This window comes from uncultured Flavobacterium sp. (genome assembly GCF_963974175.1).
Taxonomy (GTDB): domain Bacteria; phylum Bacteroidota; class Bacteroidia; order Flavobacteriales; family Flavobacteriaceae; genus Flavobacterium.
In genome coordinates this window covers 346,328-368,308 of the sequence record NZ_CAXBBR010000001.1, presented here as the reverse complement: position 1 = coordinate 368,308, position 21,981 = coordinate 346,328, and the positions used below count along the sequence as shown (strand labels likewise).

Annotated in this window: 21 protein-coding genes; 10 read left to right on the top strand and 11 right to left on the bottom strand. The window is 33.9% G+C overall.

Going from position 1 to position 21,981, the window contains the following annotated elements; all coding sequences use genetic code 11:
* Positions 1-9 precede the first annotated feature (9 nt).
* A complete protein-coding gene (locus AAC069_RS01635; RefSeq protein WP_339918784.1) occupies positions 10-1,749 on the top strand; it encodes a RagB/SusD family nutrient uptake outer membrane protein in 1,740 nt (579 codons plus the stop codon).
* 129 nt (positions 1,750-1,878) lie between these two features.
* On the top strand, positions 1,879-2,775 hold the full coding sequence (locus AAC069_RS01630; protein WP_339918783.1) for a carbohydrate kinase: 897 nt from the start codon (positions 1,879-1,881) through the stop codon (positions 2,773-2,775).
* Between the two features lie 88 nt (positions 2,776-2,863).
* Here the strand turns inward: AAC069_RS01630 and rpe are convergent, their stop codons facing one another.
* Positions 2,864-3,526, bottom strand: a complete 663-nt coding sequence (gene rpe, locus AAC069_RS01625) for a ribulose-phosphate 3-epimerase (protein ID WP_339918782.1) — start codon at positions 3,524-3,526, stop codon at positions 2,864-2,866.
* A 537-nt stretch (positions 3,527-4,063) separates the two neighbouring features.
* A complete protein-coding gene (locus AAC069_RS01620) occupies positions 4,064-4,927 on the bottom strand; it encodes a sigma-70 family RNA polymerase sigma factor (RefSeq protein ID WP_007137700.1) in 864 nt (287 codons plus the stop codon).
* A 341-nt stretch (positions 4,928-5,268) separates the two neighbouring features.
* Between AAC069_RS01620 and AAC069_RS01615 the strand changes: the two genes are divergently transcribed.
* Positions 5,269-5,556, top strand: coding sequence for a hypothetical protein (locus tag AAC069_RS01615; protein WP_339918781.1), 288 nt, complete (start codon positions 5,269-5,271; stop codon positions 5,554-5,556).
* 343 nt (positions 5,557-5,899) lie between these two features.
* Here AAC069_RS01615 and AAC069_RS01610 read toward each other — a convergent pair whose 3' ends face one another.
* The 5 genes from AAC069_RS01610 to AAC069_RS01590 form a co-directional block, all read right to left on the bottom strand.
* Positions 5,900-6,553, bottom strand: a complete 654-nt coding sequence (locus AAC069_RS01610; protein WP_339918780.1) for a hypothetical protein — start codon at positions 6,551-6,553, stop codon at positions 5,900-5,902.
* 75 nt (positions 6,554-6,628) lie between these two features.
* On the bottom strand, positions 6,629-8,494 hold the full coding sequence (locus tag AAC069_RS01605) for a hypothetical protein (protein WP_339918779.1): 1,866 nt from the start codon (positions 8,492-8,494) through the stop codon (positions 6,629-6,631).
* Between the two features lie 10 nt (positions 8,495-8,504).
* Positions 8,505-8,831 carry a hypothetical protein gene (locus tag AAC069_RS01600; RefSeq protein ID WP_339918778.1) on the bottom strand — a complete coding sequence of 109 codons (327 nt, stop codon included), beginning with the start codon at positions 8,829-8,831 and terminating at the stop codon, positions 8,505-8,507.
* 3 nt (positions 8,832-8,834) lie between these two features.
* Entirely contained in the window at positions 8,835-9,254 is a 420-nt protein-coding gene (locus AAC069_RS01595; protein WP_339918777.1) for a hypothetical protein, read from the bottom strand.
* 2 nt (positions 9,255-9,256) lie between these two features.
* The gene (locus tag AAC069_RS01590) at positions 9,257-10,174 is read right to left on the bottom strand and encodes a hypothetical protein (protein ID WP_339918776.1); all 918 of its coding nucleotides are present in this window, start codon (positions 10,172-10,174) and stop codon (positions 9,257-9,259) included.
* A gap of 209 nt (positions 10,175-10,383) precedes the next feature.
* On the opposite strand from AAC069_RS01590, the gene AAC069_RS01585 reads away from it, so the two are divergent.
* The 5 genes from AAC069_RS01585 to AAC069_RS01565 all read left to right on the top strand — a co-directional run bounded on the left by AAC069_RS01585 (position 10,384) and on the right by AAC069_RS01565 (position 13,939).
* Positions 10,384-11,382, top strand: coding sequence for an OmpA family protein (locus AAC069_RS01585; protein WP_339918775.1), 999 nt, complete (start codon positions 10,384-10,386; stop codon positions 11,380-11,382).
* Between the two features lie 81 nt (positions 11,383-11,463).
* The gene (locus AAC069_RS01580; RefSeq protein ID WP_339918774.1) at positions 11,464-12,027 is read left to right on the top strand and encodes a sigma-70 family RNA polymerase sigma factor; all 564 of its coding nucleotides are present in this window, start codon (positions 11,464-11,466) and stop codon (positions 12,025-12,027) included.
* Positions 12,027-12,230, top strand: coding sequence for a hypothetical protein (locus AAC069_RS01575; protein ID WP_339918773.1), 204 nt, complete (start codon positions 12,027-12,029; stop codon positions 12,228-12,230). The genes AAC069_RS01580 and AAC069_RS01575 overlap by 1 nt, the downstream gene beginning before the upstream one ends.
* A 3-nt stretch (positions 12,231-12,233) precedes the next feature.
* Complete coding sequence (locus AAC069_RS01570) at positions 12,234-13,061, top strand: hypothetical protein (RefSeq protein WP_339918772.1); 828 nt, start codon at positions 12,234-12,236, stop codon at positions 13,059-13,061.
* Positions 13,062-13,108: 47 nt separating this feature from the next.
* A complete protein-coding gene (locus AAC069_RS01565; RefSeq protein WP_339918771.1) occupies positions 13,109-13,939 on the top strand; it encodes a DUF2807 domain-containing protein in 831 nt (276 codons plus the stop codon).
* 259 nt (positions 13,940-14,198) lie between these two features.
* On the opposite strand, the gene AAC069_RS01560 is transcribed toward AAC069_RS01565, so the two are convergent.
* From AAC069_RS01560 to AAC069_RS01550, 3 genes are all read right to left on the bottom strand, one after another.
* Positions 14,199-16,340, bottom strand: coding sequence for a polyribonucleotide nucleotidyltransferase (locus AAC069_RS01560; RefSeq protein ID WP_339918770.1), 2,142 nt, complete (start codon positions 16,338-16,340; stop codon positions 14,199-14,201).
* Positions 16,341-16,492: 152 nt separating this feature from the next.
* Positions 16,493-16,759: a 30S ribosomal protein S15 gene (gene rpsO, locus AAC069_RS01555; RefSeq protein ID WP_091083924.1), complete on the bottom strand. Its 267-nt coding sequence runs from the start codon at positions 16,757-16,759 to the stop codon at positions 16,493-16,495.
* 166 nt (positions 16,760-16,925) lie between these two features.
* Positions 16,926-17,381 carry a GAF domain-containing protein gene (locus AAC069_RS01550; protein WP_339918769.1) on the bottom strand — a complete coding sequence of 152 codons (456 nt, stop codon included), beginning with the start codon at positions 17,379-17,381 and terminating at the stop codon, positions 16,926-16,928.
* A gap of 72 nt (positions 17,382-17,453) precedes the next feature.
* Here AAC069_RS01550 and xrtF point away from each other — a divergent pair, with 72 nt between their 5' ends.
* Positions 17,454-18,005 (top strand): exosortase family protein XrtF, encoded by a 552-nt coding sequence (xrtF, locus tag AAC069_RS01545; RefSeq protein ID WP_339918768.1) that lies wholly within the window; start codon positions 17,454-17,456, stop codon positions 18,003-18,005.
* Positions 17,980-18,423, top strand: a complete 444-nt coding sequence (locus AAC069_RS01540) for an exosortase F system-associated protein (protein WP_339918767.1) — start codon at positions 17,980-17,982, stop codon at positions 18,421-18,423. Before xrtF ends, AAC069_RS01540 begins: the two co-directional genes overlap by 26 nt.
* Before the next feature lie 109 nt (positions 18,424-18,532).
* Here AAC069_RS01540 and AAC069_RS01535 read toward each other — a convergent pair whose 3' ends face one another.
* Positions 18,533-21,955 (bottom strand): transglutaminase family protein, encoded by a 3,423-nt coding sequence (locus tag AAC069_RS01535; protein ID WP_339918766.1) that lies wholly within the window; start codon positions 21,953-21,955, stop codon positions 18,533-18,535.
* Positions 21,956-21,981: the final 26 nt, after the last annotated feature.

Below are 21,981 nucleotides of genomic sequence, written 5' to 3'. Positions count from 1 at the left end.
GCAATTATCATGAAGAAATACAATAAAATAGTTATTAGCTGCCTGTCAATCTTGTTTTTGGCATCCTGTAGCTCCGATTTTTTAGATTATGAACCAACAGGAGTATTGTCTTCTGGAAATGTGGCAACGGCTGGAAATGCTGATGCCCTTGTTACCGCAGCGTATGCTGCAATTGGTAATGATGAAATGGTAGGGCCAATAACGAACCAATGGGTGTATGGAAGTGTCCGATCTGATGATGCCTACAAAGGTGGAGGTGGTCGTGGCGATGTTGATGTAATTGATACTTATGAACAATACAATACAACTATTGCAGATTATGGTGATTGGATGTTGCCTAGAACTTGGACAAATCATTATAAAGCAATTTCTAGAGCAAACTTTGCTTTGTCTGTGATCAATGAGATTCCAGATGCAGACTACCCATTAAAAAAAGTAAGACAAGCGGAATTGCGTTTTTTAAGAGCACATTCTCATTTTATGCTAAAGTTACTGTTTAACAAAGTTCCTTTTATAACCGAAGATTTAACTCAAGAGGAAATCTTAAAAACGTCAAATGATTTGACAAGTGACGCTTTATGGGACAAAATTGCAGAAGATTTTCAATTTGCATTCGATAATTTACCACAAAAACAGGATCAGGTGGGTAGAGCCAGTAAAAATGCAGCTGCTGCTTATCTTGCAAAATTAAATTTATATCAAGCATATAAGCAAAATGACGCGCATAAAGTAACTAGTATTGATGCAGTAAAATTACAAAAGGTAATAGATTATGCTGATAAAGTTACTGGTGCTTTAGAGGCCGATTATGGAAATAATTTTTTGGATGGTCATGATAATGGTCTTGAATCGATCTGGGCTGTTCAGTTTTCGATTAATGATGGTACAAATACTGGAAGAGTAAGTTTTGTTACAGGCTTAAATTCACCACACGGAACTCCTCTTTATGGATGTTGTGGTTTTCATATGGCTAGCCAAAATATGGTAAACGCTTTTAAAACAGATGCCAATGGATTGCCATTATTGGATACTTTTAATAATTCAGATGTTTTCAATATAATTACTAATGGAAATGCTCCTCTTGCCTCAGGAGTTACAGTTGATCCAAGAATTGACCACACAGTAGGAGTTCCTGGAAGACCATTTAAATATAAAAACACATTAAAAACTTCAGGCGATATGGTTTATAATTTCAGTTGGGCTAGAGATCCAGGTGTTTATGGGTATTTTGGTAATATGAAAGAGCAACAATCTCCAGACTGTTCTTGTTATGTAAAAAACGGACCATTTATAGGTACTTCTAAAAACGTTGATTTTATCAGATATGCAGATGTTTTATTATTCAAAGCAGAGGCATTAATTCAATTAAATAGATATACAGAAGCATTGCCAATAATTAATCAAATTAGAGCTAGAGCAGCTGCAAGTGGGTCTATGCCGTTAGCTGCAGGAGCATCAAATGTATATAAAGTACAGCCTTATGCATCTTTCTCATCAAAAGATTATGCAATCAAAGCGCTTATGTTTGAAAGACGTTTAGAATTTGGTATGGAAGGACCACGATTCTTTGATTTGGTAAGGTGGGGAATTGCTGAGCCTGTTTTGAATGCTTATCTTAATGTAGAGAAGACTAAAAGGGATTTTCTTACTAATGCTAAGTTTACGGCAGGTAGAGATGAGTATTATCCAATACCTCAAAGAGAAATTGATTTTACGGCAGGTTTATACAAGCAAAATCCTGGTTATTAAGGTCAAAATTTGTTTTGGTGTTTGTTTAAATGTGTTAAAGGCAAGATGTATTCTTGCCTTTAACTTTTTAACTGTTTCGTTGAATAGGTCATTTTTTTACTTATTTTTAATTTTTAATTAGTTTTTATTATGAATGCAAAATACAATTTGAGTGCAGTATGTTTTGGGGAAGTCCTATGGGATATTTTTCCAACACATAAAAAAATTGGAGGAGCTCCATTAAATGTGGCTTTACGGATGAACTCTTTAGGGGTTGAAACGACAATGATAAGTCGCGTAGGTGAGGATGAAAATGGAGAAGATATTTTATCCTTTTTAAATGCTCAAGAAGTTACTACTGACTTAATTCAAGTAACTAAGGAATATAAAACGGGTGCCGTTCATGTAATGATAAATGAAAAGGGAAATGCTTCTTATGATATATTATATCCTTCAGCTTGGGATAAAATTGTAGAAACAGAAGTTATGGATAAAGTAATTTCTGAAGCTGATGTTTTTGTTTTTGGAAGTCTAGCATCAAGAGATGAAGTTTCTAGAGAAACTTTGATTTCACTATTGGACAAGGCGAAGTATAAGGTTTTTGATGCGAATCTAAGAGCTCCATACTATACTACAGAAGTGTTAAGCGAGTTAATGCAAAAAGCTGACTTTATTAAGCTGAATGATGAAGAATTACGTGAAATAAGTAGAGAGTTAGGGTCGCCGTACAATTCATTTGAACAAAACATGAAATTTATTTCAGAGAAAACGAATTCAAAACAGCTCTGTGTAACTAAAGGAGAATTTGGAGCAGTTTTATATTGTAATGATAAATTTTATTACAATAGCGGTTATTTTGTGAAGGTAGTCGATACAGTAGGTGCTGGAGATTCATTTTTAGCTTCCCTTCTTATACGGTTGCTTCGAGGGAAATCGCCACAAAAGGCACTAAATTATGCCTGTGCGGTGGGAGCTCTAGTTGCAGGTCAAGAAGGCGCTAATCCTAAGATTAGTGAAAAAGAGATTAAGAAATTTATGATGATTTAATATAGTAAAACTCAATAAACGAAATGAAAAATGCCCCAAATAGTGTCTAACTTTATGGGGCATTTCCATTTAAAGGGCTTTTTTGTTTTTATATTGTTGTCAACTTTTTCAAATCGGCAATAGTTGCGATTGGGTCAGTAGCTTTAAATACATAGCTTCCTGCTACCAGAACATCTGCTCCTGCTTCTACAAGTTGCTTTGCGTTTTTATTAGTAACACCACCATCTACTTCAATTAATGTTGTTGCTCCTTTTCTAGTGATCAAAGATTTTAGTTTTTGAACTTTTGCATAGGTGTTTTCAATAAAAGACTGTCCTCCAAATCCTGGATTCACACTCATGATACAAACCAAGTCGATATCATTGATGACGTCTTCTAACAAGTCAATATTAGTATGTGGGTTGATAGCTACTCCAGCTTTCATTCCTTCCGCTTTGATGGCTTGTAGCGTTCTGTGAAGATGTGTACAGGCTTCATAGTGTACGCTTAGTATATTGGCGCCTAATTCAGCAAAAGTTTTGATATAACGGTCTGGATCAACAATCATTAAATGTACATCGATCGTTTTCTTAGCATGTTTGTTAATCGCTTCCAATACTGGCATTCCGTATGAAATGTTTGGAACAAAAACACCATCCATGATGTCAATATGAAACCAGTCTGCTTCACTATTGTTAATCATTTCGATGTCGCGTTGCAGATTTCCAAAATCGGCGGCCAATACTGATGGTGCAATAAGTGTATTTTTCATTGTGTTGTTGTTTAATCTGAGTTTGTTTCAGATTTTTTAGTTGTAGTTTCTGCAAAATTAGGTTATTTAAAACAAATGCGAAAGTTTTTTTGCTGGGACAACTTCAGGAAGAAGCGGGTTTAGTGCGTAAGGGATTGCAATGGAAATCCTTTTTTATTTATGGAGCGATAGCATAATAAATAAAAAAGATTGTAATGGAAAGCCCGACCCGAAGTTTTCACGAAGGGTAACGCCCATATTATTTCAAATTTCAAAATTTCCGGTTGGATATTCAAACCTAGAGATTGGTAAACAATAGACATAGAATATTCAATTTTGAAGTTTGAGGGACTGAAACAAATTCAGTCTAAAAAAACAAAACTCCGGAAACCCGAGAGCTTCGCTCGAACAGACCGAGAGTTTTTTTTGATAAAAAACAAAACTCCGGTAATCAGCCGGAGTTTCAATCATCAATCAAAAAACGAACAGTCAATCAAACTGTTGTTCATTTTGAATTAAAATGCTTAATAGTTTAACCATTTTAATTGGGGGATATTTTTAACCTAGGTAGGTTTTAAGTATTTTACTTCTAGAAGTATGTTTCAATCTACGGATTGCTTTTTCCTTGATTTGACGTACACGCTCACGAGTTAGGTCGAAAGTTTCTCCAATTTCTTCAAGAGTCATTGGGTGTTGGTCACCAAGTCCAAAGTACAAACGAACTACATCAGCCTCTCTTGGAGTTAATGTTTCTAATGAACGCTCGATTTCAGTACGTAAAGATTCGTGGATTAATTCTCTGTCTGGGTTTGGAGATTCACCTGAACGCAATACATCGTAAAGGTTAGAATCTTCTCCTTCAACAAGAGGTGCATCCATTGACAAGTGACGACCAGAGTTTTTCATAGACTCCTTTACATCATTTACTGTCATATCTAGTTCTTTTGCAATTTCCTCAGCAGATGGTGGACGCTCGTTAGATTGCTCTAATAAGGCATACATTTTGTTGATTTTATTGATAGAACCAATTTTATTTAAAGGCAAACGAACGATACGAGATTGTTCTGCCAAAGCTTGTAGTATTGATTGACGAATCCACCATACAGCGTATGAGATGAATTTAAAACCACGTGTTTCATCAAAACGTTGAGCTGCTTTAATAAGACCTAGATTTCCTTCGTTAATTAAATCAGGAAGTGTTAATCCTTGATTTTGGTATTGTTTTGCTACCGAAACAACGAAACGTAAATTTGCTTTTGTTAATTTTTCAAGGGCTTTTTGATCCCCGGCTTTAATCTTTTGTGCTAATTCTACTTCTTCGTCAGCGGTAATAAGGTCAACTTTTCCAATTTCTTGTAAATATTTGTCTAATGAAGCAGTTTCACGATTAGTTACCTGCTTGGTGATTTTAAGTTGTCTCATGTTTTTGTGTCCTCAGTTTTAAAGTGTACTGGTAGTTATACGTATCAAGTTGTAAAAAAGTTACAATTGAGATAAATAATTTTAATTTTAAATTGTATTTTATATGTAATGTTTTAATTTTTAGGGTTTTAATAAATTTATTTGTAAATTTAGACAGACGTCATTTATAAAAAAGGACTAAAAAATTCAAATCACATATTAATCTACCTGATGAGATTTTGATTTTAGATAATCAAAGGTGCAGTTTGATTATGTGTTTATAATTTTAAAATTCTATTATAAAATAAGTGGCTTTTTTTTAATGTGCTGTGTATAAATAATATAACTTAAAATTATTCATTATGGAACAATCAAAAATTGATGCAGTAGAAAGTAACTTTCACAAACTTGAAGATATTAAAAACTCATGTGAGAGTTTAATTCAAAAAATTGGGCATTTGCAAGTTGATTTATTTAATTTTCCAAATGCTAAATTAGAGAAGTTTTTAGGCAAACTAAATGGAGCATTAAGTGGTTCTCATAGTGAAATTGTCGAAGTGACATCGGCATATGAGAATGAGGTCTATATGCCTGCCAAAGGAATGGAGACATTTAATTCAGCTCAAGATGAAATGGATGAAAAGGCTTGATATAATTAAAAAGAAAAACAATTCGTTTTGTATCGCGAAATTTTAGTACAAGACATATAATAATAAGAAACCCATCTCAAAGTTATTGAAATGGGTTTTTTATTGATAAAAAGGGTGTAATACCAAATGAACACCTTAGTTTTTATGGCATTCCCTTCGGTCGGGCTGTCCGCACTCGCTTTATTGTTCCGTTCCACTCCACAATAAGAGCTCAAACAATTGCTCCCATCCCTAATGCAAGATCCATTGGGCGGCACGAGTCGTTTTATACTGAACAGTTAATTAGTCGTGTAATTCATCGCTAAAAATTAAATTAGTCTATTTTGTTAAGCGGTTTTAAATATTAAGCTTCTTCCATAACTTCTCCTTCATACTCAGATGCGATTAGATCGCTTCGGTCTAACCAATATTCAGAGGTGATCATTTCGTAGTTTTCATTATCAGAAGTATTCAGTTCCCAAAGAATTCCATCAGCATCAGGAAACTCTACTGCAGTAGTCATCGGTTCTTCAAAAAGGCGTTTGATAAGGTTGCCTTCCGTAAGTCCGTTGTTTAGTATTTTTAAGAACTGCTCTTTAGTCAAGATATTATTTTCTTCAGAAGTGATTTTACATTTTAATAGTACTGCTTTTGCATTAGGGAACTTTCCGTTGTATGCATGATGCAATAATTGGTTGCAATGAAACAAAGGAGCATGTAACTTGATTACAGGATATTCTTCGCAAATCTTGTCCAGAAGCATATCGTTAGAAATTTGTTCTATTTGTCCCTCGGTTAATTCTTCAGACAACTTGTAAGATAACAAGATAGCTGCTGCTTCATTAGGCTCATAATCACTTAGAGCCATAGAAAGTAGTGCACGCAACTCTTTATTATCTCTGCTTTTTGCATCTGGAAATCCATATAAGGCAAGAAGGTTTACATAGTCCTCAGTTGACCAGTATGTGCTTAACTCTTCTATTGTTTGAATGTTCTTTATCGTAACTTGATATTTCATTTTTATCTTTTTGTGTAAAAAAATGGAGTATAATCTATATCATACTCCATTTTATCCTATTGCGTACAGGAAGTATTATTTTTTAATAGTTGGCTTGTTTTTGTCCAACAAGGCTTTTTCTAGGACTTCAACTCTTTTTTTGAGTTTTTCGTTTTCAAGAGCGTTATTATAGTTGGTTTTATTCGTTTCCATAACTTTATCTATCAAACTTTCTAACTCTGCTGGTGACAATTTAATATATTCAACAGGAACGTTTTCGGTAGTTTTTACTTTAACTACAGGAACTATAGGAGTAACCACAGTTGTAGTTGTACTGTCGTTCGCCGTTTTGATTGCAGGAGCAGGAGCAGGAGCAATGCTGTCTTTTGCTGTTTTGATTGCAGGAACAGGAGCAATGCTTTCTTTTGCTACCGTTTTAGTCTCTTTGTTAGTAGCGATCGCTTTTAGCTGTTGAGTCTCTTTCTTTTCGATAGCCTTTTTTTCAATTGAGTTTACTTCCTCTAATGAATTTTGAGCTGTCTTCTTTTGTTCAAGAATAACCACAGCTTTGTCAATATCATTGTCGGCCTTCGCTTTTTCTAAGTCTGTTTCCAGTCCTTCAAGTTTGTTTTGGTATTCTTGTTTAAGGACTAAAATTTTCTCGCTGTTATCTGCGTTGTTTTGCGCAATTTTTTCATCAAGATATACTTGAGTTTCCTTGTCTTTGATGTCTAATTGTTCGTTTAACTTTGCATTGTAAACTTCATCAGGATTCGTTTTCTTACCACCAAAGCTTACTTTAATTCCAGCATTATACATGATGTGCGTCTGTAAATTGTCCGGACTCGATAGATCGGCAACATCAGCTGCAGATGTGATCATTCCTCTTGCTCCACCAGTAATTAAAATGTTTTTGCTTAACGGAATGTTCAATCCTAAACCTGCAGATGCAAATTCTTCGCTATCTACAGCCGTATTTGTTCTGCCTAGATAACTGTTTTGGCTATTTAAATAACCACCACCTAATATTAAGTAAGGTGTTACACCGTTACCGTCATTTAATCTAGCTCTCAATTCTAAACCATACATAGATAAGTTGTCAAAAGAAGTCGAAATTTGTTCGTTTTCGGTAGCTTGTAAATAGAATGCACGGATTCCAATATATTGATTAAAGTCAAATCCTGCGTAAAGTCCTAACAAATAGGTGTCTTTAAAAAGAGATTTATCATCAAATTTGATGTAATTAGCACTTGGTTCTAAAATCCATTGAATCCCTTTGAATCCATTGCTGAACTTGCTATAATATGCTTTGTCTAATTCGCTTAAAGTACCTGGTTTTCTTCCGCCTAAGTAAAATTGTAAAGAAGCTTGGGCAGACCAATTAGTTAATGCTTTGGTTTCAAAATCACTGTTGGTAACACCAAAATCAGTTTTGTTCTCTTCGGTAAGCAAATTTTCGCCTGCATTAAAGTTGTAACGGTTGTATTTCCCCTCGATAGTAAATACAATTCGATCGGTTAACTTCGTTTTAAATCCAAGACCTGCGCTAGCGTATATTTGGTCAAAATCATTTCTGTCTTTTATGGCTATATTTTGAACTCCAGAACCTAATGTTAGATAAGGAATGAAACGTCCTCTACCAAGATTGGTCTTAAATTCACCTCCCCAACGCGTCAATTTAATGTCTTGTGACTGAAACATAGCGTCGTTATAGCCAGCTATTCCAAAATCAGAAAAGCTAGTTTTTAATCCTAGCGATTGTAAATAAACCGCGCGGATTTCTACATATTCGCCAAAACCAAAACCAATTTTCCCACCTACAGAGGTTGCGTTTTCTAGTCCGGATTGTTTATCATAAAAAGTATAGTCAACAAAAGGCGAAGCGGTAAAGCTAATGTCTTTGACTTGTGCAAACCCTATCGTTGACAGGGTTAATAGCAGTAAGTTTATCGTTTTTTTCATAATTTTGTTTTTAGTTGATTTCTTGAGCAACCACAATTGGTGATTCGATCACCATAGAATTCATTTTAAGTGTTGCAATTTCGATATTTTTTTTATGAATTGTTATTTCATTTTTTAAATTATCAATCAGTGCTTCATTTTTCATTTGTTTGTTTTTGTCTATGAGGAAAAAGAACAAGCAAAATATCAGTCCAATAGCCATGACTATAATCACAGGGAATGTTGTGAATATCCCAAATCCTAAGTCAATATCTCTACCGGTTTGAAAAAGTTCAAAATTAAGGGTGTATAAAAATACTGAGATAATTATGTACCCCATTAATAGAATATTTCTCATGGTTTAATTATTAAGTTTCTTTAATTTTTTTTCTATAGAAATAAGATTTTTTTGATTCCCTTTATATTCTTCAACCAAAGAAGCAATTTCGGCAGTATTCAAGAAAGGTTTGTGTAAGGTGTCTGTTTTGACGTAATGTGCCAACGATTTTTCACCAAAATCGACTGTAATTTCTTTTTGCCTTTCTAGGATGCTTTTTTCTTCTTTTTGAAGCGACACTTTATCTGTGTATAAATGGATGCGCTGGCTCGCTTCTTCTGCTAATTCTGCGCTTGCTACGTATGCTTTTGCACTACTATCTTTTATTTTGTCAGTAACGACAGTGGTTCCTTCTATTACATTTTCGGTTACATTTTCAATGAAATTTTTTATTGAATCGAAAGCTGAAGTTGATTTTTTATCTGAAGCTTTTTTATTTGCCATGACTATTTAGTTTTGTTTTGTTGTTTTTTTCTTTTACCTATGATATAGAATACTGCAAACAGTACTATTACGGCTCCTACTGCAAAAAACGCATAATATAATCTGTTTTGAGTTTTGTTTGCATCTTCTTGATTTTGTGAATTAATATCATGTTGCTCGGTTTTGACTGCAATGCTGTCATTTAATGAAGCGACAGATGTGTTTATGTTGTTAACATTTCCAGTTAGACTTGATATTTTTGAATCAATTGTGCTGATTTGTTCTGCTATTTTTGATTCTTCTTCTTTTGCGAATTCTCCAAAAATATCTTGAGCGTTGTAATCTTCTCTGATTTTTTTACTCAAAAAATCTCGTTGATCATTAATAGAAATCACTTGTTCTTCTACATCTGAAATGTTTCTGTTCAATGACTTTACTTTTCTTTTTTGCTCATTTATTTTACTGTTTATTGTGCCTAGAAGCGTATCTATTTTTGCAAAATCTTTTGGAGGTGCACCTTTGTCATATAATGCTTTGTGCTGTGCATCATAAACTACTTTTTCTTGATTCAGTAAATCAATTTTTTTAGCAGCTAAGTCCATTTCTTTTTTTTGTAAAGCAACTTGCTCCTCAATGTTTTCTTTTTGGCCTTTAAGTTCATTTAGTTTTAAATTTACTCCTTGAATGCCTTTGTCAATTTTAGAGTCGTTCATTCGGGTCATAGATTCTTTTGTGCTTTTTAGCACGTTTAGTAAAGAATCTTTTTTTCTTGAAAGCGCTACAATTTGTTGCTTGATTTCTTCTTGCTCTACAAGTGTTTTGTTTAGTTCGGAATTGGTTTGAACAATTTCTTTTTGGATAATTGGATTTTCATTATCTTGCTTTTTTACACATGAAGCAAATGTAATTAAGCAAATGGCGAGTAAAGTTATTTTTTTCATCTTGTGATTATTTAAGTGGTTTAATATTTAGACACAAGAATAATCGATAGGTCACATTCTTTTTTTTTTTTTTTGAATAAAGTGACTTTTGTATTTATTAGGTGTCTTAACTATAAGTTACTCATAAATAAGGATAGCAAAAGAAAATGAAGTTAGGTAGAATATAAGGCCTAGGTTTTATTTTTATTAAATTCAATAAATAATATATTATGAAAATAAAAATAACATTTATAGTTTTACTTTTCACAGCTGTGGTTGTAGGACAAAATCAGAATGAAGGTGAAATAATTATTTCCAAAACACATTTAATTTCGCTTTTACAAAAATTTAAACAGCAGGATGATATTAAACTTGATAAAGAGGAAGTGACTAAGGAACTATTGTTTATTAATAAAACAGTAAAGAACGATAGTTTGACACAAAGAGTACGAGTCTTAGAAAATCAGATAGTAGTTTTAAATGCTAAGATTGATCCTGGAGCGAGAGATACTGTTGTTGTCTCCTCTTCAAAAACAATTGTAATTAGAGATACTCTATATAGAGCTATTGTAGATTCAAATGGGTATCAAAAATCAACTGTCGTTAGAGAGGACAATGAAAATTATGAAAATCAATTGAATACGTTGAATAGGAAATACGATGCCTTATTACGAAATCAAGAAGCGCTATTAGCGCGTCAAAAACAGAATATCGTTGTCGTTAATCCTGCTGTTGCTTTAAATAAGGAAACAAAACCGGATGAAAGCATTACTGCTGTAACAACGTTTGATCCAGTATCCAGTTTAGTTGTTGTAAAAGATTCTTTACCTAGTAATTCCACTGAGCTTAAAATAAAACCAGAGGTTAGGTCTGTGGTGGTTCCGGATGTAGTGAAAACAAAAATATCTGAAGTGCATACACAAGTATTTTTTGATAATAATTCGGCACAAATAAATAGCGGTGATACAGTACGTTTGCAGCAACTTGTTGAAGTGTTGAATGAGAATGAAAGTTTATCAGTTTTTTTGGAAGGTTATACGAGTAAAAAAGGGAATTCTGATTACAATAACAAATTATCTTTGTTACGTAATGATTCGGTAAAACAGTTTCTAGTAGAACGCGGGGTTTCAGTAAAAAGAATCTTCTCTCAACATCATGGTGTTGATTCAAAAAGTTTAAATGAAGCTGCAGCTCGTAGAGTTGATGTCAGCATCGATGTAAAGGACTAATCAAAATTATTTGATTTATTTTCAATTTAATAGTGACCTTTTGAGATTTTGGGTGTCTAAACTGCATAAAGTATATATAAATTGGAGAAATACAGTAGTGTGACTGATGAAGAATTAGCATCAATAATTGGCAAAACTAATGATACAGTTCTGTTTGGTGTTTTATATGATAGATACGAGCATTTGGTTTATAATAAGTGTTATGGATTTGTTCGGTCTATTGATGAAGCTAAGGATTTGACACAGGATGTTTTTTTACATGTTTATATAAAAATCGCTACTTTTAATGGCAAATCTAAGTTTTCAACTTGGTTGTATTCCGTTACCTATAATTTCTGCGTCAATTACTTAAGTCGCGATAAAGAACGGAAGATTTCATCACATTCTAGTCAAGTAGAAACGCAGTATGATTTAGCAATTGAAGTTAATGACTTTAGTTTATATCAAATGCAAGTCAATAAGCTAGAAAAAGCTTTAACATTAATCCCTCCTGAGGATCGAATGATTCTGCAGATGAAATACCAAGATGATGTTCCTATAAAGGAGCTTCAGGAAGTATTAGAATTATCAGAAAGCGCCGTAAAAATGCGGTTGTCAAGAGCAAAAGTAAGAATAGCCGAAGTGTATAATAAACTAGAGATATAATGGAGAATGAGAACCCTTTTAAAAAGATAGGCCTTCCACCACAAGAAGTACCTAAGGAATTAAAGCAAAAGGTAATGGATGATGTCAATGCAGTAAAATTCATTATGGAAGTAACTAGCTTGTTTTCGTCAAACTATGCTTCAACGATAGAAAGTATGTTTAAGACTAAAAATAAAAACAATAATAACGATACAAATAAATAGAACATGGAAGTTTTAGACCAGTTACGATCAGATACTTTAAATACCGTAAACACGCTTTTCTTTAAAATAGGAGAGGGGTTAATTAGCTTTATTTATGCTCTACTTGTTTTAATAATAGGTTGGGCGATTTCAAAAGGGATTATTTTTATTCTACGTAAAGCCCTTACCGTTTCTAATATTGATAAAATAGGGGATAAAATAAATCAATCAGATTTGTTCGGAAAAACAGATTTTAAAATTAATATATCAGAAGTTATCATAGGATTTGTGCGCTGGATATTGATTTTGGTATTTATGATAATTGCTGCCGATGTTATGCAGTGGACAATTATCTCTGTCGAAATAAGTAATTTGTTGCGTTATTTACCACGTTTATTCAGCGCAATAGCACTGTTCATGATTGGGATTTACATTGCTAATTTTGTTAGAAAAGCAATCCATGGTTTATTTACATCTTTGAATATGAGTGGTGCAAAAATAATTAGTGGCATGGTGTTTTATGGTATCGCAATTCTAGTAACTATCACGGCGCTCAATCAAGCAGGGGTAGATACCACAATAATTACTAATAATATTACGATAATTCTAGGAGCTTTTTTATTGACTTTTGCTTTAGCATTTGGCTTAGGCTCTAAAGATGTAATTACTAATTTATTATTTACTTTTTATGCTAGGAAAAATTATACTGTAGGCGAAAAAATAAAAGTAAACGGAAACGAAGGTGAAATTATCGCAATAGACAATATAAGTTTAACACTCAAAACTGCAACAGGAAAAGTAATAATTCCTATACTCCAAGTTATTGAAAATACTGTTGAAGTAAAGGAATAAGTCTAGAATAAGTAGACTTGAAAATAATTATTAAAAAATAAAAAAAAATGAAGAAAACAATACTAACTCTTTTTGTACTACTGTTTTTATCCTCGTTACAGGCACAAAAAAAAGCAAAGGTAAAAGGAGACAAAAATGTAATCGAAAAAACATATTCTCTAAATGGATTTGATACTATTGAGCTGTATGATGACCTTGAAGTAACTTTTACGACTGGAAACTTAAGTAGTAATTATTTCCTTAAAGCCGACGCAAATTTGCATGATGTAGTAAAGTTTGAAGTTAGAGATAGCGTACTTAGAATATCATCTTCTGAAAAAATCACCTCCAGTAAGCGACTAGAAATCGTATTGAATGTGACCACTATTCATGCCATCAAACTCTATAATGATTCTCAACTAAAACAATTAGGTTCATTAGTAGTAAACGATGATTTTGATATTATGGGTAACGATGATTCAAAAATGAAGCTGAACATCAGCGCCAGAAATATTAACTTTAGCCTAAACAATAATGCGGATGCAGATCTAGATTTACAAGCGCAGTCAATTAAAATGATTTTGAGTGATAAAATTGATGCAAAAGCAGTTATTAAAACAGATCTTCTCGATTTACAAATGTACAAAGATGCGGAGCTAAGTGCAAAAGGTGATACAGAGACTTTAAGATTAAGTCTTGTTGGGAGGCCGATTTTAAGAGCTTCAAAATTAATGACCCGCTATGCTGATGTTATGCAACATGATGGCTCTCAAGCTACCTTAAATTGTTCTAAAGAAATTGCAGTTTTTCTTGAAGGAAAGTCAAAATTGTATTTACACAATACCCCAAATGTGAAAATGAATGGAATTCATGGTACATCCGAGCTGTTAAAACGATAATTTAATATATTCAAAAGCCCGCTTCGTACTAGACTGAAACGGGATTTTTTTTGCAAAATAATTAAATAGTAGTATTCTTAACTAATTAGTTTCTTGTCGTCTTTGCTGTTTAATACGAGCACTCCCTTTATTGTTACTCTTCACAATAAGAGCACGCAGCTGCATATCCCGTATTGCAGTCAAACCCAAACAAAAACCCCATTTCAAATGAATGAAATGGGGTTTTTTATAAATAAACCTTTAGTAAACTAAGATCTGATTACTCTTTTCTTTCCTCACGTGGAGGTCTTGGCATAAGTGCTTTTCTTGACACTTTTTCTTTTCTTGTTTTCGGATCCATACCTAAGTATTTCACTTGGAAAACATCGCCCATGTTCACAACATCAGAAACATTTTCTGTGCGTTCCCATGCTAGCTCAGATACGTGAAGTAACACTTCATTTCCTGGAGCTTCTAGGTATTCGACAACTGCACCAAAGTCAAGCATTTTGATTACTTTAACATCATATGCTTCATTCATTTGTGGTTTGAAAGTGATTGACTTAATTTTAGCCAATACTGCTTCAATTCCAGCAGGATCTGTTCCTAAGATTTCAATAACTCCTTCTTCAGTAGTTGGATCTTCATTGATAACAATTGTTGTTCCAGTTGTTTTTTGTAATTCTTGAATCACTTTTCCACCAGGTCCGATCAATGCTCCAATAAAAGCATTAGGAATTCTTCTTGTAATAATTTTAGGAGCATAAGCTTTAACATCTCCTTTAGGAGCTGCTAAAGTTTCGATTAATTTTCCAAGGATATGTAAACGTCCGTCACGAGCTTGCGCTAGTGCTGCTTCCATAATCTCATATTTTAAACCGTCAATTTTGATGTCCATTTGACAAGCTGTAATTCCTACAGAAGTTCCAGTAACTTTAAAGTCCATATCTCCTAAGTGATCTTCATCACCAAGAATGTCAGACAATACAGCATAACGATCTCCATCAGTAATCAATCCCATTGCAATTCCAGAAACTGGACGAATCATTTGGATACCTGCATCCATCAATGATAATGTTCCAGCACAAACTGTTGCCATAGAAGAAGAACCGTTAGATTCTAATACTTCAGAAACCACACGGATGGTGTAAGGACAATCAGTAGGGATCATGTTTTTTAACGCTCTTTGCGCTAAGTTTCCGTGACCAACTTCTCTTCTTGAAGTTCCTCTTAAAGGACGAGCTTCACCAGTTGAGAAAGGAGGGAAGTTATAATGCAAGTAGAATTTTTCTTCTCCCTGTTGAGATGGAGAGTCAATTTGGTTTGCTTCTCTAGATGTTCCTAAAGTTGCTGTTGCCAATGCTTGAGTTTCTCCACGTGTAAACAATGCAGATCCGTGTACAGATGGTAAGTAATCTACTTCACACCAGATATCTCTAATTTCTGTAGTTTTTCTTCCGTCTAAACGTGTTCCTAAATCTAGGGTTACGTTACGAACTGCTTCTTTGTTTGTTTTTTTGAAATATTTAGAAACTAAATCTCCATCTACTGCCAATTCTTCTTCAGTAAATAAAGTTTTAACTTCTTCTTTCAATTCGTCAAATGCAGCTGTACGTTCTTGTTTAGAAGAACCTTTACTTGCAATTGCATATATTTTATCATAAGATGCTGCTTTTACTTTAGCGTAAATAGCTTCGTCTTCTCTTTCTCCTTCGTAAGTACGAACTTCTTTTTTTCCAAAAGCAGCTACTAATCTTTCTTGTGCAGAAATTTGATTTTTGATATGTTCGTGAGCAAATTTAATTGCTTCAAGCATTTCTGCTTCTGAAATCTCTTTCATTTCACCTTCTACCATCGCGATAGAGTCCATAGAAGCTCCAATCATCATATCAATATCTGATAATTCTAATTGTGCACGGCTTGGATTGATGATGAATTTTCCGTCGATACGACCTACTCTAGCTTCAGAGATTAATGTTTCGAATGGAATGTCAGATAAAGCTAAAGCTGCTGATGCTGCTAAACCTGCTAATGCATCTGGCATTACATCTTCGTCAAAAGACATTAATTGAATCATTACCTGAACTTCAGCATGGTAGTCACTTGGGAAAAGTGGACGTAAAACACGGTCAACAAGACGCATTGTTAATACTTCACTATCACTTGGTCTAGCTTCTCTTTTGAAAAAACCACCTGGAAAACGTCCAGCTGCAGCAAATTTTTCACGATAATCTACCGTAAGTGGTAAAAAGTCGATACCTGGACTTGCTTTTCTTGAAGATACCACTGTTCCTAAAATAACAGTTTTTCCTATTCTGATTACTACAGATCCGTCTGCTTGTTTTGCTAAACGACCTGTCTCGATTGTGATGTTTCTTCCATCACCTAAATCGATAGTTTCTACAAATAATTGTGGAATCATAAATTTATTTTTTTTAGTTAAACATGGGTTCTAGTTGTGTTGTAGTTGTTGTTTTGCGTAGTTAATGCCTAAAACCCAATGAAAAACCAAACTTTTTTTATTCTTATGTAAAAAACAAAAAGAGGCACTCTCGCGCCTCTTTAGTATATTGATTATTTTCTGATACCCAATACTTTGATAATCTCACGATATCTGTTGATTTCTTTCTTTTTCAAGTAATCTAACAAAGATCTTCTTTTTCCTACTAGCAATACTAATGAACGCTCTGTGTTATAATCGTGACGATTTTTTTTCAAATGTTCTGTTAGGTGGCTAATTCTGAAAGTGAACAAAGCAATTTGAGCTTCTGCTTTACCTGTGTTTGTTTTTTCTCCGTGTTGTGCGAAGATGTCTTCTTTAATCTCTTTAGTTAAATACATTCCAATATTTGTTTAATGATTTTTATGTATGTCATACAGCTATTGTAGGACGGGTGCAAAAGTACTATTTATTTTTGAAATAATATTTAAATTTATAAATATTTTAAGTTTAAATCAATTCCCGTTTTTGAGCTGGCTCTTTTATGATTTAATTTCAAAGAGAGTCTTAGTATAGTTTTGCAATCTCCTGATTTACAAATTCTAAAAATTTCTCGTCAGCCTCTGTAAAAGGATCTAAAACATGACTGTCGATGTCAATTTGTCCAATGTTTTCTCCGTTTACAAAAAGAGGAACCACTACTTCAGACTTTACCGTGAAGCTGCAGGCGATGTAATTGTCTTGTGCTGCTACATCAGGGACAACAAAGTTTTCATTTGAAACCGCTACCTGTCCACAAATACCTTTTCCAAAAGGAATAACAGTATGGTCCGTCTCTGCTCCTACATAGGGTCCTAGATGCAAGGTTTTTGTGTCTTGATTTGCAAAATAAAATCCAACCCAATTGTAATAATCTACATTGTCTTGTAATAGTTGGCAAACGGATAGAAGTTTTTCGTCTCTAGAAAGACTATTATTTAATGTAATTGCAGTTACCTTTGGTTGTAATTCCTGAAATGTCATGTTTTCTGATTTTTATACAAAAGTATTTAAAGTCTCTTTCAAAAATTATATAAATTTGTTAAAAAATAGATTTTGAAAAAATATTTTATTCGTTATAAACCTTTTTTACTGTTTTTGACAAAGTTTTTTTTGACTTTTATTATTCTTACGGTACTATATCAAGGTTTTTTGGGTAGGTTCGAAGATAATAAGATTGATTCTATTACCAAATTAGTTGCCAGAAATACAGAACAGTTAGTGGGTTTATTTCATACGGACGTAGCGTTAGAAGAAAATAAAGCAGAAACTTTTATTAAGTTGCTTTATAATCAGAAGTATGTTGCTCGGATGATTGAGGGATGTAACGCTATTAGCATCATCATCTTATTTATTTCATTTGTTGTGTCATTTTCAGGAAAGTTAAAGCCCACCTTGCTTTTTATTTTTGGAGGGAGTGTCGTGATTTATATATTAAATGTGATGCGAATCGCGCTGCTAACTGTCTTGATGTATCATTTTCCAAAGCAAGAGCCTTTGCTGCATGGAGTATTATTTCCTCTATTCATTTATGGAGTAGTTTTCATTTTGTGGGTAATTTGGGTACGTAAATTTTCATTATATGCTAAAAACACTGCTGTCACATAAGTTAAGAATTTTTCTGGGATTAGTGTTTGTAGTATTACTTGCTACGGTACGTGCTTATGAAAATCAATTGTTTTATGACCCTTTTTTGAATTATTTCAAAAGCGACTTTAATGTCTTGCCATTACCTTCTTATAACCCTTTTTGGTTATTCATTGGATTGCTGTTCCGTTATGGACTGAATTCTATGCTGTCATTAGGGTTGATTTATGTGCTTTTTAGAGATGTTACAATGATTAAGTTCGCTTCATTTCTTTATATTTTTTTCTTTCTTATTTTTGTATCCTTATTCTATACTATTATTTATTTGTACGGGGCTAACAATGACATGGTGCTTTTTTATGTACGGCGATTTCTGATTCAACCTATTTTTGTGATTTTGTTTATCCCTGCATTTTATTATCAGAAGCTAAATAATTAGGTTTTCTGATACTATTTTAAATTAACAATCTGCAAATATTTTAAAGAATCTTAAGTTAGATTTTTTAAAATATTTGCAGATTGTAATACAATTAGTGTGCTATGATTGCCTAGTTCTTAGCTTTCCAGTAATGCCTTAAATCTAGAGTATAAGGATATTCAGGATTGATTAACTCTATAGGAGTGTCAGGTTTAAGTTCTGATTTAGATTCTACTAAAAATCGAGAAGTTGCGGCCTGGTTTGATATTGCTTCTGTTCCTATTGCTGCAATAGTCGTAGAAGGAGTGTGACCAAAATCCCAAAAACGGCTCATTTTTCTTGATTCTGCTTCAAAGCTATTTACAGGGTAGGTGTCAAAACTTCTTCCTCCAGGATGATTTACAAAATAAGTACAACCACCAATAACTTTATTGTTCCAAGTATCTACTAAGTCAAAAACTAAAGGTACGTCAATACCAATGTTTGGATGCAATGCGGATGGTGGATTCCAGGCTTTGTAACGAATTCCAGCTACGTATTCTCCTTTTGTTCCTGTGCTTCTTAATGGAATTCTGCATCCTTTGCATAATAATATATGACGGTCTGGAACAATTCCAGAAACTTTTACTTGTAAACGTTCTAATGATGAATCTACAAAACGAGAAGTTCCCGTACTAGAAAGCTCTTCTCCAAGTACGTGCCAAGGCTCTATACCTAATCGGATTTCTAATTGAACGTTATCAATAGTAACGTTACCATGATGTGGAAATCTAAATTCAAAGAATGGATCAAACCAAGAAATATCAAAGTTATATCCAGAATCTTTTAAATCATTAACTACATCGATCATATCTAAATAGGCAAAATGAGGTAGTAAAAATTTATCATGCAACTCAGTTCCCCAACGAATTAGTTTTTTCTCATAAGGTTCTTTCCAGAATTTAGCTACTAAGGCACGAACTAATAAATTTTGAACCAAATTCATATGCTTGTGCGGCGGCATATCAAAAGCACGTAACTCTAAAATACCTAACCTTCCTGTTGAGGAATCTGGCGAATATAATTTATCAATACAAAATTCAGTCCTGTGTGTGTTTCCGGTAATGTCCGTCAATAGGTTTCTAAAAATTCTATCTACCATCCAGAATGGAACTTCTTTGTCTTTTGGAATTTGTTCAAACGCAATTTCCATTTCGTATAATTTCTCATCTCTTCCTTCATCTATTCTCGGCGCTTGACTCGTAGGTCCAATAAAAGGGCCTGCAAATAAATAGCTTAAAACGGGATGATGTTGCCAATAAGTTATTAAGCTTCGCAGTAAATCAGGTCTTCTTAATAGTGGACTGTCTTCTGGTTTTTCAGCTCCTAGAGTTACGTGATTTCCTCCGCCAGTTCCAGTATGACGACCATCAACCATAAATTTATCTGTCCCTAAACGGCATAAAAAGGCTTCTTCATATAATGCAGAAGTGTTATCAACTATTTCTTGCCATGTTTTTGCAGGATGCACATTTACTTCAATCACACCAGGATCTGGGGTAACCATCATTTTCTCAACTCTGTAATCAGTTTTAGGTTGGTAACCTTCAATTCTAACAGGCATTTGTAGTTTTTCTGCCGTAATTTCAATTGAGGTAATTAAGTCGATATAGTCCTCCAGATAGTCTGTAGGAGGTAAAAAGATATATAGCATTCCGTCACGTTCTTCTATACACATTGCTGTAATAAAAGTATCAACTTCAAATAAGGTTTCGTCTTTTTCCTCGTTCTTTTTCTGCTTATCTTCTTTTTTGGATAAAACCCTTTTTGCTGCTTCAAATAGTTTCGAAATAGTTCCGTAACGTTTTTTTACTTTTTCATCATAATCACCTAAAGCAGGTAAATCTTCAAATAAGCTTCTGTCCACAACAATTTCTCTCTTGTTTTTAGAAGTTTTTGGAAGTGAATCCAATGGTAAACGTAATCCGATTGGGGAATTACCAGGAACTAAAAAACAATTTCCTCTTCTAAATTCCCAAGCGCAGCTTTCCCAATTATCAGCAACATGGTCCTTTCGTATTGGGAGAACAAATCCTGCTGGATTGTTCAAGCCTTTTTCTAAAAGCATCGCTAGCTTATGTCTTTCTACAGAATCTTTTAAATTTACTTTTAAAGGATCTAAATTTACAGGAAGCTTTCCTTCTTCTAAAGCCCAATAGATAGGGTCTTCGTAAGTTGGTGTTACGTTTTTAGAATCAATTCCTAAATGTTTGGTAAGTTCAGTTGCAAATTTTTCAGCATCGTGGAAGTTGAATTTTGTTTCTCCTTCTTTGGCTACCAAAGCGTCATTTTTCCATAATGGCAAACCGTCTTTTCTCCAGTATAATGCATATTGCCAACGAGGGAATAATTCGCCAGGATACCATTTACCTTGTCCAAAATGGATAAATCCTCCGTGAGCAAATCGCTGTTTTAAACGAAGTGCTAAATCATAAGCTAATTTTCGTTTCAAAGGACCATCAGCGGCAGTGTTCCATTCAGCACCCTCGAAATCATCAATAGAAACGAAAGTGGGTTCTCCACCCATTGTTAGGCGCACATCGCCTTCAATTAAATCTTTCTCAACATCATTTCCTACCTGCATAATATCTTCCCATTGCTTGTCAGAATAGGGTTTTGTTACGCGTGGATCTTCATGAATTCTGGTTACCGTATTTTCAAAGTCAAAACTAACTTCGCATTTTTCTGTGGCACCAGTTACAGGTGCTGCGCTTTCATAATGTGGTGTGCAACACAATGGGATATGTCCTTCGCTTGCAAAAAGTCCAGAAGTTGGATCAAGTCCAATCCATCCAGCACCTGGTAGGTAAACTTCAACCCAGGCATGTAAATCTGTAAAATCTTTTTCAGGTCCAGAAGGTCCGTCTAGAGATTTAACATCGGGAGCTAATTGTACAATGTATCCAGAAACAAATCGTGCAGCTAATCCAAAGTGGCGTAAAACATGAATCAATAACCAAGCAAAATCTCTGCAAGATCCACTCTTGATACGCAAAGTTTCTTCGGGTGTTTGCACCCCAACTTCCATTCGTAAATTATAACTAAGTTCTTTGTAAACGGCTTGATTGATTGAGACTAAAAAATCATTAGTTGGTACTGATTTGTTTAGCTTTAGACCCTCCATAAATTTCAGGAAAATAGGACTTTCTTCGGTTAAATTTAGGTAAGCGGTTAATTCTTGTTGAAGCATTGGGTCATATGTAAAAGGAAATTCCTCTGCATATTCTTCTACAAAATAATCAAATGGGTTAATAACTTGCAGTTTTGCAATTACTTCCACTTCTACCGTTAGCTCTTTAATTTTTTCAGGAAAAACGATGCGGGCTTGGTAATTTCCAAAAGGATCTTGTTGCCAATTTATGAAATGGTTTTCTGGAGATATTTTAAAAGTATAGCCTTCAATAGCAGTTCTTGAATGTGCAGCAGGACGAAGTCTAAAAACATGTGGAAACAACTTAACACTTCGGTCAAAAGTGTAAGTTGTTTTGTGGGATAGGGCAATTTTAACAGCCATAATAGTAGTATTTTGTTTTTGACAAT

What these genes read in the sequence shown, in the direction of transcription:
- AAC069_RS01635 (WP_339918784.1), top strand. Translation starts at nt 10, where the DNA reads ATGAAGAAATACAATAAAATAGTTATTAGCTGCCTGTCAATCTTGTTT.
- AAC069_RS01630 (WP_339918783.1), top strand. Translation starts at nt 1,879, where the DNA reads ATGAATGCAAAATACAATTTGAGTGCAGTATGTTTTGGGGAAGTCCTA.
- rpe (WP_339918782.1), bottom strand. Translation starts at nt 3,526, where the DNA reads ATGAAAAATACACTTATTGCACCATCAGTATTGGCCGCCGATTTTGGA.
- AAC069_RS01620 (WP_007137700.1), bottom strand. Translation starts at nt 4,927, where the DNA reads ATGAGACAACTTAAAATCACCAAGCAGGTAACTAATCGTGAAACTGCT.
- AAC069_RS01615 (WP_339918781.1), top strand. Translation starts at nt 5,269, where the DNA reads ATGGAACAATCAAAAATTGATGCAGTAGAAAGTAACTTTCACAAACTT.
- AAC069_RS01610 (WP_339918780.1), bottom strand. Translation starts at nt 6,553, where the DNA reads ATGAAATATCAAGTTACGATAAAGAACATTCAAACAATAGAAGAGTTA.
- AAC069_RS01605 (WP_339918779.1), bottom strand. Translation starts at nt 8,494, where the DNA reads ATGAAAAAAACGATAAACTTACTGCTATTAACCCTGTCAACGATAGGG.
- AAC069_RS01600 (WP_339918778.1), bottom strand. Translation starts at nt 8,831, where the DNA reads ATGAGAAATATTCTATTAATGGGGTACATAATTATCTCAGTATTTTTA.
- AAC069_RS01595 (WP_339918777.1), bottom strand. Translation starts at nt 9,254, where the DNA reads ATGGCAAATAAAAAAGCTTCAGATAAAAAATCAACTTCAGCTTTCGAT.
- AAC069_RS01590 (WP_339918776.1), bottom strand. Translation starts at nt 10,174, where the DNA reads ATGAAAAAAATAACTTTACTCGCCATTTGCTTAATTACATTTGCTTCA.
- AAC069_RS01585 (WP_339918775.1), top strand. Translation starts at nt 10,384, where the DNA reads ATGAAAATAAAAATAACATTTATAGTTTTACTTTTCACAGCTGTGGTT.
- AAC069_RS01575 (WP_339918773.1), top strand. Translation starts at nt 12,027, where the DNA reads ATGGAGAATGAGAACCCTTTTAAAAAGATAGGCCTTCCACCACAAGAA.
- AAC069_RS01570 (WP_339918772.1), top strand. Translation starts at nt 12,234, where the DNA reads ATGGAAGTTTTAGACCAGTTACGATCAGATACTTTAAATACCGTAAAC.
- AAC069_RS01565 (WP_339918771.1), top strand. Translation starts at nt 13,109, where the DNA reads ATGAAGAAAACAATACTAACTCTTTTTGTACTACTGTTTTTATCCTCG.
- AAC069_RS01560 (WP_339918770.1), bottom strand. Translation starts at nt 16,340, where the DNA reads ATGATTCCACAATTATTTGTAGAAACTATCGATTTAGGTGATGGAAGA.
- rpsO (WP_091083924.1), bottom strand. Translation starts at nt 16,759, where the DNA reads ATGTATTTAACTAAAGAGATTAAAGAAGACATCTTCGCACAACACGGA.
- AAC069_RS01550 (WP_339918769.1), bottom strand. Translation starts at nt 17,381, where the DNA reads ATGACATTTCAGGAATTACAACCAAAGGTAACTGCAATTACATTAAAT.
- AAC069_RS01540 (WP_339918767.1), top strand. Translation starts at nt 17,980, where the DNA reads ATGCTAAAAACACTGCTGTCACATAAGTTAAGAATTTTTCTGGGATTA.
- AAC069_RS01535 (WP_339918766.1), bottom strand. Translation starts at nt 21,955, where the DNA reads ATGGCTGTTAAAATTGCCCTATCCCACAAAACAACTTACACTTTTGAC.